This window comes from Methanofollis aquaemaris, from assembly GCF_017357525.1.
Lineage (GTDB): Archaea > Halobacteriota > Methanomicrobia > Methanomicrobiales > Methanofollaceae > Methanofollis > Methanofollis aquaemaris.
Map to the genome: position 1 here is coordinate 518,822 of NZ_CP036172.1, position 15,240 is coordinate 534,061.

At 57.9% G+C, this 15,240-nt stretch carries 16 protein-coding genes and 1 tRNA gene; 9 read left to right on the forward strand and 8 right to left on the reverse strand.

From position 1 onward, the window contains the following. Positions 1-255: 255 nt before the first annotated feature. Entirely contained in the window at positions 256-579 is a 324-nt protein-coding gene (locus RJ40_RS02475) for a hypothetical protein (RefSeq protein ID WP_265581774.1), read from the forward strand. Between the two features lie 386 nt (positions 580-965). On the opposite strand, the gene RJ40_RS02480 is transcribed toward RJ40_RS02475, so the two are convergent. Then, positions 966-2,222, reverse strand: a complete 1,257-nt coding sequence (locus RJ40_RS02480; RefSeq protein WP_265581775.1) for a tyrosine-type recombinase/integrase — start codon at positions 2,220-2,222, stop codon at positions 966-968. On the opposite strand from RJ40_RS02480, the gene RJ40_RS02485 reads away from it, so the two are divergent. After that, positions 2,206-3,003, forward strand: a complete 798-nt coding sequence (locus RJ40_RS02485; RefSeq protein WP_265581776.1) for a transporter substrate-binding domain-containing protein — start codon at positions 2,206-2,208, stop codon at positions 3,001-3,003. The genes RJ40_RS02480 and RJ40_RS02485 overlap by 17 nt on opposite strands. 543 nt (positions 3,004-3,546) lie before the next feature. Here the strand turns inward: RJ40_RS02485 and RJ40_RS02490 are convergent. Beyond that, a complete protein-coding gene (locus tag RJ40_RS02490) occupies positions 3,547-4,050 on the reverse strand; it encodes a hypothetical protein (RefSeq protein WP_265581777.1) in 504 nt (167 codons plus the stop codon). A gap of 115 nt (positions 4,051-4,165) precedes the next feature. Between RJ40_RS02490 and RJ40_RS02495 the strand changes: the two genes are divergently transcribed. The 7 genes from RJ40_RS02495 to RJ40_RS02525 are packed head-to-tail and all read left to right on the forward strand — an operon-like array spanning position 4,166 to position 10,526. Next, complete coding sequence (locus RJ40_RS02495) at positions 4,166-4,429, forward strand: hypothetical protein (RefSeq protein WP_265581778.1); 264 nt, start codon at positions 4,166-4,168, stop codon at positions 4,427-4,429. Next, positions 4,429-6,171, forward strand: coding sequence for a carboxypeptidase-like regulatory domain-containing protein (locus tag RJ40_RS02500; protein ID WP_265581779.1), 1,743 nt, complete (start codon positions 4,429-4,431; stop codon positions 6,169-6,171). Before RJ40_RS02495 ends, RJ40_RS02500 begins: the two co-directional genes overlap by 1 nt. Further along, positions 6,158-7,042: a DUF4350 domain-containing protein gene (locus tag RJ40_RS02505; RefSeq protein WP_265581780.1), complete on the forward strand. Its 885-nt coding sequence runs from the start codon at positions 6,158-6,160 to the stop codon at positions 7,040-7,042. The genes RJ40_RS02500 and RJ40_RS02505 overlap by 14 nt, the downstream gene beginning before the upstream one ends. Next, a complete protein-coding gene (locus RJ40_RS02510; RefSeq protein WP_265581781.1) occupies positions 7,043-8,017 on the forward strand; it encodes an AAA family ATPase in 975 nt (324 codons plus the stop codon). Beyond that, positions 8,018-9,322, forward strand: a complete 1,305-nt coding sequence (locus RJ40_RS02515; protein ID WP_265581782.1) for a DUF58 domain-containing protein — start codon at positions 8,018-8,020, stop codon at positions 9,320-9,322. After that, a complete protein-coding gene (locus RJ40_RS02520; RefSeq protein WP_265581783.1) occupies positions 9,319-9,756 on the forward strand; it encodes a hypothetical protein in 438 nt (145 codons plus the stop codon). Before RJ40_RS02515 ends, RJ40_RS02520 begins: the two co-directional genes overlap by 4 nt. After that, positions 9,753-10,526, forward strand: a complete 774-nt coding sequence (locus tag RJ40_RS02525; protein WP_265581784.1) for a hypothetical protein — start codon at positions 9,753-9,755, stop codon at positions 10,524-10,526. The genes RJ40_RS02520 and RJ40_RS02525 overlap by 4 nt, the downstream gene beginning before the upstream one ends. A 511-nt stretch (positions 10,527-11,037) precedes the next feature. Here RJ40_RS02525 and RJ40_RS02530 read toward each other — a convergent pair. From RJ40_RS02530 to RJ40_RS02555, 6 genes are all read right to left on the reverse strand, one after another. Further along, positions 11,038-11,109: transfer RNA gene (locus tag RJ40_RS02530), tRNA-Arg, on the reverse strand. Between the two features lie 75 nt (positions 11,110-11,184). Beyond that, complete coding sequence (locus RJ40_RS02535) at positions 11,185-11,814, reverse strand: hypothetical protein (protein WP_265581785.1); 630 nt, start codon at positions 11,812-11,814, stop codon at positions 11,185-11,187. A gap of 119 nt (positions 11,815-11,933) precedes the next feature. Next, complete coding sequence (locus tag RJ40_RS02540; protein ID WP_265581786.1) at positions 11,934-13,106, reverse strand: ArgE/DapE family deacylase; 1,173 nt, start codon at positions 13,104-13,106, stop codon at positions 11,934-11,936. A 15-nt stretch (positions 13,107-13,121) separates the two neighbouring features. Continuing rightward, positions 13,122-13,637, reverse strand: coding sequence for a hypothetical protein (locus RJ40_RS02545; protein WP_265581787.1), 516 nt, complete (start codon positions 13,635-13,637; stop codon positions 13,122-13,124). Between the two features lie 97 nt (positions 13,638-13,734). Further along, complete coding sequence (moaA, locus tag RJ40_RS02550; protein ID WP_265581788.1) at positions 13,735-14,613, reverse strand: GTP 3',8-cyclase MoaA; 879 nt, start codon at positions 14,611-14,613, stop codon at positions 13,735-13,737. Further along, complete coding sequence (locus RJ40_RS02555; protein WP_265581789.1) at positions 14,603-15,202, reverse strand: RlmE family RNA methyltransferase; 600 nt, start codon at positions 15,200-15,202, stop codon at positions 14,603-14,605. Before RJ40_RS02555 ends, moaA begins: the two co-directional genes overlap by 11 nt. Positions 15,203-15,240 lie beyond the last annotated feature (38 nt).

Consider the following 15,240-nt stretch of genomic DNA (forward strand, 5'->3'; position numbering starts at 1 on the left):
TTTTCCATCATCTTACTCAGACTCCTGAGAATGGACAGTGTCTATCAGGCGATTTATCGTCATATCAAACGATTCTCCGGGGATTTTCTCCCCGCTCAGCCGGCGCCAAGTTTGCCCTGACACTTTGACATTCGTCCATCGTGGGATTTCGACTTTGGACATGATCCATGGTGTGCAGGGAATATAAATAAAGGTATCCAATGCATGCATAGGATAACATCACAATTATCATAGAGTCGGATCTGAGAGATGAGTGTGAGTACGAGAAAAAGGAATATCCAGATTAGCCCTAGATTGCCCCCATCTACCTATGATTGGCTTAAGGATATGGTAGAAAGGGGAGAATATCCCAATATAAATCAGGCTGTAATTGCGATTCTAGGAGAATGCAAGACTAATTATGATATCAAACGTATTCGAGGCAAAGTATCAGATGATATCGAGGATGTTAAAAAGAGACTGGACATCTTAGAATCTGAAAACACCGCTCTTAAAACGGAACTTGAATCTATTAAAGCAAGGGAAGAACAAATTGATAAACTTACTGCCATAGTTGCAAAATATAAAGATATTCTGTAAAAGGATTCCTCCATACAATCTATTTTGACATCATTTGAGCGGGAGAATCGACGATAAGGATCACACCGGCTGTGGCGAGATCTTCAAGGATACCTGGCCGAGCATGAGGGTTTCGGCGATACCACTCATCACAGATGGGGGAGGTGATCACAAGTTCTAGGGTCATTTCACTCCCATCGTGGGAGACCACGCGATCTTTAACATTTTCTGAGTTATAATCTCCAGTAGTGTTTCCCCATTCGGATGCTTGGCGGCTTTGGGAGGAGGGGGTGCTCGTTCTGATTTTTGATATCATGAGATCACTGCATCTAATTCGTATCGATACTGAAATATTCATCCCGTATGCGCGGGGTGAAAGTAAATCGAAGATCGGTGTAAGATGAAAGTTATGATCCCTTCGTGACCTCCTGGTGCTCGGCGAGGATGGCGGCGAGGTGATCCACCTGGGCCTGGGTTTCCTCGACAGATTCCAGGCGCTTTTTCAGTTGGATATTCTCACTGACCAGATTTTCAAGGATTTCGGAATGGACTTCCATCTTTTGCCTGAACTCACTTTGGATTTCCCGGATCTCCTGGGGGGCCTGAATCGTGAGTTGTGGCTCTGCTTTTTTGTACTCCTCTGCGAGTTGGGCATTGGTGTATCGTCGATAGGCGTCGGTGAGATAACCCCGGTGGCCACTGAGGGCCTCCGGGATCTCAGCGGAGATCACCAACTTGGATTGACTGAGGAAAAACTTTCGAAGGCCGTGGTATGTCCGGGTCAGCCGGTTCGTTGTCGGATCACGTTCCAGGAGGCCGGCTCCCGTCAGGGCTCGCTCCCAGATCTCCCAGGCATTCCGGCGAGAGAAGGGGAACACCCGGTCATCGGCTGTGATATCTTTTGGCCTGGAGTGGCCGGCGGCAACTAGGCCGGAGTTGCGGAAGGCGGAAGATCGTAGATATTCGTCTCGCACCTTGAGCCACTCTGATAATGCCTGCGCTGCCTCTTCGGTAACGAAGGTCAGGCGGGGGGCACCGTTTTTGGTGATCGTCCCTGGGAGATTGATTGTCGCCGGGCTCTGAGAGAGGTCGAGGTCTCGGATAGAGAGTTTGAGGGCTTCTCCAATTCTCATTCCTGAGCTGGCCAGGGTCAGGACCAAAGCCCGCCCCTTGAGATCCATGTGAGCAAGGATCTTTTTCAGGACAACATGATCTACATCTGCTTCCCGTGTTTGAGGGCCGCCGCTTGGCATCTTCTGACCGATCCGCCGCCGCTGGGAGCGGGACACCTCGATCTCGTTCTCTTCAAGCCATGAAAATGTGCCACTGAGGTATAACTGAGCGGTCATCGGAGCATATCGATTCAGGACGACGGCGAAACCTCGGAGATCGGAAGGGATATCTCGATCCTCCCGAAGGTATTGAAGAGAGAGATGATCATAGGTTGCGGCGTCCGAGGCGGGGCGCTTTACATCCGGCGGGTAGATATAATCTAGGAACCTCCTGAGAGCCGTGCCGTATGCTTTCTTGGTGCTGGCCTTCGCATAGAGTCCAAGATACTGAGAATACGATGTTACCGCCATTCTATGTAATATGCAGCCGACTACATAAAAAAAGATATTAACTTCACCCTCAAACCTCTCTCTGATGTCAAAATCATTCATCACAGCTCTGCTCATCGGTGCTGCAGTGATGTGCGCCTGTTTTGCAGGCTGCACCGGCACCGAGTCTCCCAGTGCCTCCGCCGAGGCCGGGGCGGACAATGTGCCCACCTACATCGTCGGCATCGACGCCCCGTACCCACCCTTCTCGCTGGTCGACAAAGAAGGCAAGCCCACCGGCTTTGATACCGAATCGATGGAATGGATCGCAAAAGATCAGGGATTCAAGGTCGAGTTCAGGCAGATCGCCTTCGACAGCCTGGTCACGTCACTTGAGGGTAAGAACATCGATATCATCTACTCAGGGATGACCATCACCCCCGACCGTGAGGAGAAGGTCAACTTCACCCACCCGTACTGGCAGGTCAACCAGACGGTGATCATCAAAACCGACTCGTCCCTGACCATGGACGATGTCATGGCCGGAAAGGCGACCGTCGGCACCCAGCGCGGCACCACCGCCGGGATCTGGATGGACGAGCACCTCGTTGCAAACGGCACGATGCCCAAGGAGAACGTGAAGCACTATGACACCATCTCTCTGGCCGTCACCGACCTTGAGAACGGCAACATCGATGCCGTGATGTTCGACAGCACGGTCATCAACGATGTCATGGCCGGCAAGAACCTCGAGAAGATCGGTTCCATCGACACCCACGAGTACTTCGGGATCGGCGTCAGGAAGAGCGACACCGCCCTCCTCAACTCTCTCAACGAAGGGCTCGACAAGTTAATGAACGACCCCTACTGGCAGGAACTGATCACCAAGTACAACATGGAGTGACCTTCCCGGTTGCTCTCATTTTTTTCGCAGACTCCGGTTCTGCCCGGGGCCTGCCCGAACCTTTCGGCATTCGAATCTGTAGAATAGAGCATGAGCCGGGAGCACGCCTCAAGCATGCCGCATCAAAAACTTTCATGGCGGATCTTCCGGGGAATTTATATCGAGCATATCCTGAAGTATCCCGGGCATGAACAATCACCCTGGATCGGGCTCTGTTGAATCGACATGAACCCCGGATTCAAGCATACGCGATTGAACATGGCTCAGAGCAGCGTCTCAAGATGTAGAATTATTCCCCTCCCTTGCGCCGGTACACCAGAGAGAGGATCTCGTTCAAGCGCCGGGGTCGCTGCCCCCGGATCCCCGGGAAGGCAGAGGAGAGATCATGAAGAGGATGGCGTCGTCCCCGGCGCTCTCTTCACATGGGGGGATCGAGGAGCGGTCAACTCCCGCACAAAAACCCGTACAGACGATTTCTTCCCGGCAAAAAAGATTGGTCGTCCAGATACATTCTATTGGCGACCTTTTGTTCCTGACACGACCCTAGTTCAGTTCCACAGAGATCTTCGGTATTGTTGAAGTGTCATTGTAGGTCTTTGTGGCCTTTCCTACGAATACAATCCTGGTCTCTGCAGGGGAGAAGTCGGCCTGAACGAGGGGAGCGAACCAGTACTCTTTAAGCGCTTTTTCCGCGTCCTCGAAGTTGAGTGCCGGGGTCGTGTAGATCGTCGTCCCGTTCTCTCCCGCACGTACCTTTGCAAACCCTTCCACATGGAAGGAGGCGGTCTGATCGTCCATGGCAACCGACTCGACGCTGTGCCCTCCAGAGTACTTCTGGAGCGCCTTTTTAAACTCCTCGGTCGGGTCGGCGATCTTGAGGAAGACGGCGAACTTCTCCAGCCAGGAGAGCGAGTACGTAAAGTCTATCGTCGCCGCGCCACTCTCATTGACCGAGATGTCCAGTTCCTCCGCTGTGAAGGCCCCTGCTGGCAGGACCATACTTGCGACCAGAAGGAGCACGGCCAGGATCTGAATCCATGCCTTCATTCTTTCATCACCACGCATACATCAGATTAGCGCCATATAAATATACTGAACACACTCTATTCATTTCCTGCCTGCCCGCAACAGATATATACAAGAACCGATATCGGTGATGGTGATGGGCCGTCCGGGGAGGCACCTCGTTGCGGGGGGGTTTATAACCTGGCTTTTTGCTGTGACCCTCTTCCTCGTCCTGATGAAGAGCGTCGACCTGATGGTGTTCCTGGTACTTGTCTCGATCGGATTTTTCATCCTCGTCGAGGTGCTTGACACCACCTTTGTCAGGCCTTCCCATGTACTCTATCTCAAGTATCTTGTCGCCGCCGGACTCGTCGTATTTGGAACGGTCATCATCGATAAAGTGGCGAGGGTTCTCATCTGATGAAGAGAAAAATGGTCCTGAAAGGGATGGTCGCGGCGTTTTCCCTGGTATGCCTTGTCATCCTGAGCGGGATGTTCGCATCGCCGGTGCTCTACTCGGATGAGCAGGTTGTCTCCACACCGGCCCATGCCCGACCGGTACCAAACGAACGCGCCCAGGACGGGCGGATGGATATGGTCGTCCCCGCGATGGCGGACCTCATGGACCAGAGCGGGACGATCGTCCTCCACGTCAGAGAGAAGGACTTCGAAAAAGCTGAAGAAGATCTGGTCCGTTATATGGAGGCCTCCCGCTCCTTCAACAATCTGGTCGTCAGTCTCGACATGACCGAGAGCGACATCAGCGAGTTCACCGAGGGGAACATGGAGAACATGGGCGCTCTCGCCACACTCCTCGAGGAGAGCAGAAGGATGGACGAACTCTCCAGACTTGAGGTAGTCTATCAGGACGAAAAAGATTCTGAAAATTTCTATTCTGTCACCTATGAGGGTGAAGCGCTCCAGATGAAGATGGAAGAGGCCCTGAAGCGGTATCAAGGTCAGCAGACGGCGATGACCGATATCGGAACAAAGTACGATCTCCCCGTCTCATCCTATGTCCAGAGCGTCTCGGCCTTTGCCGGCGTGGTGGACGAGACCGACCGCACGCGGCAGGGATGGGGAGAGCGGCACGACGACGGCCGTCCTGCACCGAGCATCTCGGTCAGTCCGCCTTCGGTCTCGTACGGCGACTCGGTCCGGGTCTCCGGCGTGACGTCCGGGAGGTCCGCGGAGACGCTCTCGCTCTTCCTTGACGGCAGGGAATGGACCACGGCGACGGTCGACCGGGCCGGGCGGTATGCGGCGGCAATCCCGGCCTCTTCCATCAGTGCCGGCCGCCATCTCCTCTATGCCACCCATGACGGAGGTTACTCGGAGGTGGCCGAATTCGAGGTGCTGGCCGCCCCGGCCGCCCTCACGCTGGAGGTCGGGCCGTCGGCATCGGGCTGGGAGGAGAATATCGTCTGCAGCGGCACCCTGCTCAGCCGGGGAGAGCCGGTCGAGGGTGCCGGGGTCACGATCACATCCGACGACGGCACCACGCTCTCGGCAAAGACCGATGCAGAGGGATCGTACTCCTGCACCGGTCGTATCGAGCCCGGCCCTCGCGAATTGCGGGCCGCCGTCTCCGGAGAGGCTCTCCCCCTCCGTTACACCGTCAGCGACACCGTTGAGATGGATGTACCCGAGCCCGGCGCCCTGGTCACGGCCCTCGTCATGAAGGCCGCGGCCGTCCTGATCGCAGGGATAGGAGTGGCGCTGGCGGTCAGACACAGGCAGGCCAGACGCCGCTCAAGGAATCTGCTCGCAATACCCAGGCGGCCGGTCGGCCCGCCCGAAGGGGTGTGGCCGGGAACGGCACCGGACGCGGTCTCGCAGGCCCGCGAGTGGACGCCTTCTGAGGTGAAGGAACGCTACGCCGACCTCATCTCAAGAGGTCGGTACGGCGATGCGATCCGCCTCCTGTACCTCTCAATCGCCGCCAGGATCGGAAGAGATCAGAAGATCGGGAACTACAACGCCCTGACACCGCGCGAGGTGCTCGGCATTGCGACGGCGGCGGCACCGGCCGGCGGCCTCTCCGGATTTATCGGGGCCTATGAAAAGGTGAGGTACGGCCGGTCCGAGCCGTCGTACGAGCAGACAGCATGCCTGCAACGGTTGTATGATCAGAACTCCGACTATGGGGGTGAGCGCGATTAGTCGGGCGTGGGGGTGTACGGCGGCCCTCCTCCTCGGGATGATGGTCGTCCTCTCTGTCCACTTCTCGACGACCGGCGACGAGTACGGCATCTCGAACCGGGGGTGGAACGGATCCTCGGTCTTCTTCGACGCCGTGCTGGAAGAGGGAGGGACGATGATCACCGACCCGGCCCTCCTCAGCAATTATGAAAACTCGCTTCTCCTCCTTGTCGTACCGGCCTTCGAGTCCGGAGAGAGAGATCCCGGTGCCTATCGAGCGTACCTTCGACGGGACAACACGATCTTCATCGCAGACGAGGGGGGGGCATCAAATGTCATACTCCAGAGTATCGGGTCGTCGATGAGGGTGGTGCCGGCGAACATCTCCTCTCTCGACACCGCGTATACCGGATCGTTCTTCCCGAACGGTCACCCGGCCGCCGGCCATCCTCTCCTCGCCGGGGTGGAGACGCTCACCTTCAACCGTCCCGCCCATGTGACCGGGGGCGAGCCCCTCATGGTCTCCGGGCTCTTCAGCTGGCAGGATCTGAACGGCGACGGGAGGATGGACGCCGGTGAACCTTCGGGGACCTTTTCGTTCCTTGCAAGGGAGGAGATCGGTGCCGGCGAGGTGATCGTCTGCTCTGACCCGAGTCTTCTCATCAATGCCATGCAAGGGGGAGATGTGCCCGGCGGGAACAGGGCCTTTGTCGGGAACCTCAGGTCATATCGCGGTGCGATGCTGGTGGACGGTGCGGCCTCGACGGCAACCCGGGACCGTGCGCTTCTTGCAGGCCTCAGGGATTCGCCGTCACTCCAGGCAGGTCTGCTTGCTGCGTCTCTCTTCGCCGTTGCAGTCCTCTGGAGAAAGAAGTACAGGGTGGGTGGGTAGATGGAACCTGATCTTGTTGCAACAGAACTGAATGGTATATCTGAGACATATGGAAAGGTAACCGAGACCGTCGGCCGGTTTGTGGTTGGAAACGAACCCCTCATCGAGATGATCTATATCGGAATGCTCAGCGAGGGGCACATCCTCCTTGAAGGAGTGCCGGGGACAGCCAAGACCGTCATTGCAAAGACGATCGCCCTCCTCTCGGGGTGCGATTTCAGCCGGATCCAGTGTGCGGTCGATATGCAGCCGGCAGACATCGTCGGGGTGCGGATCTATGACCCTGAACGTCGGGACTTTGTCCTGAGAAAGGGGCCAATTTTTTCGAATTTTATCTTGATCGATGAGATGAACCGGGTCAGCCCCAGGACGCAGAGCGCCTTCATCGAGGCGATGAGCGAACGGCAGGCAACCATTGACGGTGCTCTACACCGCTTTTCAAGTCCGTTCTTCGTGGTCGCAACCCAGAACCCGTACGAGTTCGAGGGAACCTTCCCGCTCATCGAAGCCCAGAAGGACCGATTCATGTTCAGTGCAAGGCTCGACTATCTGGACGCCGAGAATGAACTCGAGATCATCAGGCGGGAGAGCACAGGTTTCCTTGACTGGGAGAACTACAGCACCGAGGTCTCCCCGGTCCTTTCACCGGCAAGGATCGGGCGTTTTATCCGTGCGGTCCGTGCGGTCAGGGTCGAAGAACCTGTGCTCCAGTATATCAGAGATATCGTCCTTGCCACGAGGAACCATACCGACATCTGGCTCGGTGCGAGCCCGAGGGCGTCCATTGCCCTGGTGCGGGGCGGGAAGGCCCTTGCAGCGCTCCATGGCCGGGCCTATGTGATCCCCGACGACATCAAGCAGGTCGCTCATCTCGCCCTTCCCCACCGTCTCGTCATCAGGCGCGAGGCCGACCTCGGTGGCGTGACCGCCCATGAAGTGACCGACGAGATCCTGGCCGCCGTCGAGGTGCAGTAGGTGTCTGTCGGGAGCGGTGCCTACGGAGTTCTTCTTTATCTTGGAATACTCGCAGGTCTCTCGCTCCTGGTGGATAGCCTCGCTGCGGTCCTCGGAGCGTGTGCCGTCGGCACGTTTCTCTTCATCAGGTACGCCGTCGCCTATCGCCGGTTTGCGATGGTCGTCACCAGCCTGAAGGTCACCAGAGAACTGGAGAACCCGGCCGTCAGGCAGGACTCGACGGTCGGCGTGCGGGTGCGGGTCACCGCCGCACTCCCGCCCGGGTGCCGGATCGAGGTCGAAGACCTCCCACCTGCCGGGGTGCAGGTAGTCGGGGGATCGACCTGTCTCTCCCTCGTTGGCCCCCTGCTCGAGGAAGAGGTGATCTCCTACTCGATGGTCGTCCCGACCGAAGGGGAGGTCGTCTTCAGGGGGGTGGAACTCAGACTCCCCGACCTCTTCTTCCCGAGGATCGCCGCTTTCAGGGGAGAGGGCATGCGCCTCCCCACACTGATGGTGCGGCCTGAACGTCGTTTCATCACTCAGAAAGGTGAGCAGGACGACACCGGGCCTGAGTCCCGCCACCCCTCAGGGGGGACAGGCGGGACGGTACGCTCCTTCAGGGAGTTTGTCGACGGTGACGATGTACGCAGGATCGACTGGAAAGTTTCGGCAAAACGGGACTCCCTCCATGTCAGGGTGTATGCCGACGAAGAAGAGCGGCCGCCGCTCATCTTTGTCGACCTCCCCAGGGGAGAGGTCAGTCAGCATGCCCGCGCCGCCCTGAAAAAGGCGGTGCGGAGTGCGGTCGCGGCTTCGGTGCAGACACATGGCCGCACCTCCCTGATGGCGGTCAAAGGCCCCAACCTCCTCGTCTATCTGCCTCTCGAAGCCGATTATGCACGGGCCATGCAGGCACTTGCCGGCGGAGAGAACACGACGGCGGAGGAGGCATACTTTTACCGCGCCCGCCCCCCCTCCTTCCTCCGCACCAATCTGAACGCCCTTCTCTATGGGTCGGGGAACGGAAACGGAGATGGGAACGGCCATCGAGCAGGCTCTGACTATCGCGAGAGACTCTCTGCGGTCTATGGATCGACCCTCAGAGGACGGGAGCGGACAGTCTACGAACGGCAGTTGACACAGGCGGTGTGGCGGCTCCGGCCCCGCCGCATCGAACTCTTCTCCTGCCGGGACGGCGATCGGAGCCACCTTGACTTTGTGGTCTGCATTGCGGAGCGGGCCGGGGTTCCGGTCGATCTCTGGAAACAGAACGGGCACAGACACCCGGAGAGTCCAGAAGGGGGAGCGGAGGCGGTGCGGTGAAGCCGGTGCTCTTCCTCCCGGTACCCCTGGCCCTGGCGGCCGGTCTTCTCTCCGGGGCATGGCTCGACACCCTCCTCTTCTCGTTCCTCTATCTCGGAACTCTCTGTCTGGCGCAAAGGTGGAGGTCGGACGGATGGCTTCTTCTTTTCTGCGGCGGCGAACCGCTGGTGCTGGTCACCGCCGGGAAGTCATGGGAAGCCGCAATCCTCATCCAGTTCCTGGTGCTCTGGGCGGCGCTCGCCACCACCCAGGATCGATCGGCACCATGGGTGATCGTCGGGGCGGGGTTCGTCCTCTCAGGAGGGGCGATGATCGCCGCCCTGGACGAGGTCGTGACCGCACTGCTTGCCGTGGGCGGACTGGTGCTCCTGGCTTTTTCCCTCGTATGGCTTGCCGAACATCAGATGAAATCCAGGGCGGAGATCGGACGATGAAACAACATGGATACAATGACTATTTCATGGCAGGGACGGTGCTGATCGCGGCCGCGGCCCTGGTGCTGACGATTGCATATCTCACCAACCGCGGTGACCTGACCAGTGCGACGCTGGCCATGTGCGGGATCGCCTCTTTTGTCGGCGGGGTCTTCCTCCTCACCCTCTCGAAGGGAGAGCCCTTCGACCCCGGTTATGTCGGTGCTCTCCCTGCCGCCGGCACCATCAACCTCAGTCGGGTGGCCTCAGACCTCGGGCTGATGGGCGACGGAGTCTACCTTCCTCATGAGACGAAAGATTCCCCCATACTCCAGTTCATCCCGGCGGGGTCGTATCATGGAACGACGATCAGGGAAGACTTCTCCTTTGCAACGGCAGACGGTTCCGAAGGACTGGTATTCCTCCCGATGGGGCTTCCGCTCCTCGAACAGTTGAAGCATGATGCAGGACTCAGGATCCCGGCCGACGAAGCCGAGATCCTCTCCTGCATCCGGGAGGTCTGCTCAGATGTCCTTGAGGTCGCCGAGAATGCCGCCGCGGAACGGAGCGGCGATGGGATCGTCGTGACCATGGGAAAGTTCAGGCTTCTCTCCTGCTGCACTGCCATACGTGCCGAGTCTCCGAAGTGCTGCACCATGGTCGGGTGTCCGGTCTGCAGTCTTGTCGCCTGCATCCTCACCGAAGGATTCGGGAAGCCATGCACGCTCTCGAAGGCCCAGGTCGACGAGGGGCGCGGCGACCTGACCCTCGTGTATTCCTTCCCCGAGTGAGAAATTTCCGAGTGGCGGCGCGTCATCACTCAATGTCTGGTACCTTTTTTTCCCTGTGGTGCCGCGCCATCTCCCTTTCTCGCGTCGGGGTGCACGGGCATAACGATTGCCAGAAAATGATCGTGACGCGCGTGGTACCGACCTCCCCACCGATCCTCGCCTTGGAGGAGTCCGGGGGCAGCGCCCCCGGCGTGAAGATGGGGGAAGGCACGTCGATCAGACGTGCCGCCCCGACCGCCGTATCTTCACCGCCGTCTCGCACCGGGGGGCGTTGCCCCCCGGACCCCCCACGGATGAAGATAGCCGAGGGGCGGCAGTTGAACAGTATCCTTCAGGTGCCCTGTTGCGAGGAGAGGAATCAAGTATCCCTTCGCACTCAGGAGAACTGCAACGAGAAATTTTCATCACGTATGCTTGAGCCAGGGGTTCATGCCTGATTCTACAAAGCCAAAAAATGTTCAGTCAAGGTCCAGACCTATTGGTCAGAGATTTGAGATGCGAAAAATGGAGACGCCCCGGCCGGGACTTGAACCCGGGTCAAAAGCTCCGCAGGCTTCTAGGATATCCACTACCCTACCGGGACACTGCAGACGTGCTTTATAGAGTTGGAGGTCATCCCATATATTCATTTCTCTCTTCTGGAAGAATGGTGGTCAGGTCAGACCGATTCCTCAATCTGCCCGACCCTGACTGTCAGGTTCACGTCCACACAACTCCCATGCATCTCCAGCAGATATTTTCCCGGTCCCAGAACTCTCAGTTCCTTCTCCCTGACCGTCGAGTAGAGTCCGCCGAACCCATCTTCAGTCACGATGTTCCCGTTCTCGTCCCTGACGATGAGCGTAAGCCTGCTCCTGTCACTGGGCCGGGTCACGGTCTCCCACTTTTCCTGCGTCCCATGGGTGACCAGCACCTTTCTGCTCTCGATCTCGGGCGTCACCTCGGCCTCGACGATCATGGGAGGGCAGGGAACATCGATCGACCACGCCTTTGAGAGTGAGGATTTGTTCAGTTCTTCATGGAGGACGATCGGGTACTCCTGTTTTATCGGTTGTTCAGGCATGGTGTGCGCACTCGGCCTGAGCGTCGGCGTGGTCTCAGTAGGATAGGGCGTCACCTCGGCGACATGATTGCTGTCCATCACCGTGCCGGGAGTCTCTTCAGGACCGGTTGTGCCACCACCCTGTGACGACTCGCCCGCCTGAGCGGAAGGGATCTCCTCGGCACATCCTGCGGCAAACAGGGCCATGCAGATGAGAAGAGGAAGGAGAATGTATGGAATTTTCATCACGAAAGAATGCAATCTCTCGATATATATGACTTTACAGCCGGATCTGAGCCAAGATTATATATTTTAGAATGGGAAAAACACCGTGCAATATAATATTTTGCATTTGCCCCGGGAACTCATAGGGCACAATATGAGGAAATAATCCCGTAAAATATCTCTTCAGCGCGGATGAGCGACTCGATGTTGACGCGTTCATTGACCCCATGGATCGTCGTCACCTCGCCGGGCCCGTACTCCACCGCCGGGAACCCGGCTTTCCGGAGATGGCGCGCGTCGCTTGCCGCCCACTGAAAGATCGGGACCGGCGCCTCCCCATAGACCCGCCTGATCCCGGCACAGACCCGTTCGGTCACCCGCGCCGCCGGCGAGGTGCAGGACGGGTCGGAGACCGCAGTCACCTTCATCTCCGCCGACGGGACCTGGGCCGCGATCTCGGAGACGATCTCGCCGGCCGTACACCCCCACGGGATCCGCAGGTCCAGGTCAAGGTCGCAGTGTTCGGCCACGATGTTCGCCTTCTCTCCCCCCCTGACCACGCCCGGGTTGAACATCACCCGGCGGAGCACATGGTCCAGACCTTTGAGTCCGAAGAGATCCTCCAGCACCACGGAGGAGCGGGAGATGATCGTCTCCATCTCAGTACTAACCGGGTAATCACGTTCATGGAGGGCCTTGAGATATTCGATGACCTCGTGCGCCTCCATCACCGCGCTCTTTCCGATGGCGGGGTACAGAGAACTGTGGCCCGGCTCGCCTTTAAAAGAGAGAGAGACCCGTGCAAGACCTTTCTGTCCGATGCACGGGGAGAGAGGCGGAGTTGGTTCTGCAATAAGCGTGTCGCACGGTCTGAGCACACCTCTGGCCAGGAGATACTCCATCCCATAACACCCACCGGTCTCCTCGTCGCAGACAAAGACCACCTCAACCGGCGGTTCCTCCCCCTCATCGATGGCCCGCCTGAGAGCGGTGAGCAGGGCGGCACACCCACCCTTCATATCGCTGCTCCCCCGCCCCCAGATGCACCCGTCCTCTTCCACGCCGCTGAAAGGAGGGTGGCGCCAGCCGTCGGCAATAGCCGGGACGACATCGAGATGGCCGCAAAGAAGAAGTTGTGGGTTATGGTGCCGCGCGATCAGGTTGCACCGTCGACCGTCCCTGGAGACGACCGCACTCTCGATCCCGATCTCCGTAAGAAATGTATGGATGTACTCGGCAACCTCCCGCGTCTCCCCGGGCGGGTTCTCGCTCCTGAGTCTGACCAGGTCTTTGCAGAGATCGACGACATCCATCCTTTTTCTTCCTCTTCAGGCGCTTACGCTCGATTTGTACTCCTCAAAGAGTCGCCCGAGCGATCCCTCCGTGTAGATAGTGTTGAGAAATGTACGGGAGAAGAACTCCTCGACCGCATCGGCGAAGAACGCCGCAGGTACAGGTCGCTTGCTCTCCGGGTCCAGAACAATCCTGAAACTCCGGTAACCTGCCGGGTTGTCCTCATCATAGACCCCCCGCCAGACCATCGGGAGTTTCTCAAACCGCTCCGGATGGTTTGCCTTGAGCCAGTTGACAAAGCCCGGGAAAAGCGGGCGGTCGTCCTTTTTCGCCTCATCAAGCCGCCAGCGCATGTACTCCTGGTGCATCATGTTCTTGGGCGCCTGATAGTTGATGGCATAGGTGCTCAGGGTATGCTCGATGTGCGCAAGTGCATCGAAGAAATAAAACGAGAGTGTCGGGTGGAAGTCACTCGGATCCTCCAGGATGAGGGACTTTCCATAATACCTCACCAGAACTCTGAAATATTCATCCTCGAAGAGTTCGTTCATACACTCTGTTTACCCGGTCATCCTATATACCATTGCATACGGGTAGGAACAGAAAATAAGAGCAGAAAAAGCGTGAGAAAGAGATCATACCTCCCGCTCACTTGAAAAACGGCTCCCTGCTCTGCACTGCCTGCATGAAGAGGGCCTCAAGTTCCTCCCCATGCTTGCCCCTGATATCGACGTGGTTGTCGGCCCGGAGCAGACAGGGCTTGAGATACCCGTCTGAGGTGACCCGCAGACGGTTGCAGTAGGCACAGAACTCGGTGTTGTGGAGAGGACGGACCACCTCCACCTCAGCCCCATCCATACAATATTTTTTGCGGTGATGCATCCTCCTGGTGAGGATCTCCTTCGAATGTTCAGCGATCTCTCTCTCCAGACGGTCCACATCTCCATGGAGAGTGCATTCGTTGAACTCCATCAACTCGATCACCTGGAGGATGAGGTCGTCGGTATCCCTGACATAGGCGAGGAAGTCATCGATCTCGTCCTCGTTTACGTCCTTGAGAAGGACCATGTTCAACTTCACCGGGGTGAGGCCGGCGTCCATCGCAGCCCTGATGCCCCTGACCACCCGGTCGAGGAGATCTCTTTTGGTGATCTCCCGGTAGCGTTCAGGCCTGAGTGTGTCGAGGCTCACATTCACCCGCGAGAGCCCGGCCGCCTTAAGATCATGGGCGAGCCCTTCGAGAAGAGTGCCGTTGGTGGTGAGCGACACCTCGATCCCATCAGGAACAGCCCTGATGATATCAAGGATGTCTTTTCTGAGGAGGGGTTCCCCGCCGGTCAACTTCACACTTCTGATCCCGAACTTTGCCCCGACTCTGAGGATCTCCCGAATCTCCTCGATCGAGAGTTCTTCGCGCGGCTGTACCTCGCCCTCCGCATGGCAGTAATAACAGTCGAGGTTGCACCTGGGGGTGATACTGAGGCGGAGGTTGGTCACCTTCCGGCCGAAATGGTCCTCAAGCACCATCTCCACTCCTCCTGAAGTTCTTGGCGATGATGTACACCTCCCGGCTCCCCCGCCTGGAAGCCGGCGGTCGGTACGTGCGCACCGAGTGGAAATGCTTCTTCACTTCGGCATAGAACTCAGGAAAGTCCTCGCCCTGGAAGGTCTTACAGACAAAGTTCCCCCCCTCCTTGAGGAGCGTGACCGCAAAGGTGAGGGCATCCTCTCCCAGAGCAATGGCGCGGGCCTGATCGTAACTCGTCGCCCCCGAGAGTTTGGGGGATGCATCGCAGGTCACCACCGAGACCGTGCCTTCGGCGAGTGTTCGTATCTCCTCCTGGACTTCAGGAGTGGTAAAGTCACCGACCACGGTGGTGACGCCCTCCATCGGTGCGATCGAATTGAGATCGACCCCGATGATCCGGCCGTGCGTGAGGCCCTGGAGTACCTGCAGCCAGCTCCCCGGCGCGGCGCCGAGATCGACGACATTGTCGTCCTCCCTGATCATTGAGAACCGCTTCTGGATTTCGGTCAATTTATACGCGGCCCGTGCCCTGAAGCCCTCTTTCATCGCTTTTTTATAATATCTGTCCCGTGTCCATTGTGATGTCATTGCCTTATCACCGTTTTATTTCAGAGCCCTATGGCGGT

Coding starts and splice junctions, on each gene's coding strand:
- RJ40_RS02485 (WP_265581776.1), top strand. CDS start 2,206: ATGTCAAAATCATTCATCACAGCTCTGCTCATCGGTGCTGCAGTGATG.
- RJ40_RS02510 (WP_265581781.1), top strand. CDS start 7,043: ATGGAACCTGATCTTGTTGCAACAGAACTGAATGGTATATCTGAGACA.
- RJ40_RS02555 (WP_265581789.1), bottom strand. CDS start 15,202: ATGACATCACAATGGACACGGGACAGATATTATAAAAAAGCGATGAAA.
- RJ40_RS02480 (WP_265581775.1), bottom strand. CDS start 2,222: ATGAATGATTTTGACATCAGAGAGAGGTTTGAGGGTGAAGTTAATATC.
- RJ40_RS02545 (WP_265581787.1), bottom strand. CDS start 13,637: ATGAACGAACTCTTCGAGGATGAATATTTCAGAGTTCTGGTGAGGTAT.
- RJ40_RS02540 (WP_265581786.1), bottom strand. CDS start 13,106: ATGGATGTCGTCGATCTCTGCAAAGACCTGGTCAGACTCAGGAGCGAG.
- RJ40_RS02495 (WP_265581778.1), top strand. CDS start 4,166: ATGGGCCGTCCGGGGAGGCACCTCGTTGCGGGGGGGTTTATAACCTGG.
- RJ40_RS02525 (WP_265581784.1), top strand. CDS start 9,753: ATGAAACAACATGGATACAATGACTATTTCATGGCAGGGACGGTGCTG.
- moaA (WP_265581788.1), bottom strand. CDS start 14,613: ATGGTGCTTGAGGACCATTTCGGCCGGAAGGTGACCAACCTCCGCCTC.
- RJ40_RS02500 (WP_265581779.1), top strand. CDS start 4,429: ATGAAGAGAAAAATGGTCCTGAAAGGGATGGTCGCGGCGTTTTCCCTG.
- RJ40_RS02535 (WP_265581785.1), bottom strand. CDS start 11,814: ATGAAAATTCCATACATTCTCCTTCCTCTTCTCATCTGCATGGCCCTG.
- RJ40_RS02490 (WP_265581777.1), bottom strand. CDS start 4,050: ATGAAGGCATGGATTCAGATCCTGGCCGTGCTCCTTCTGGTCGCAAGT.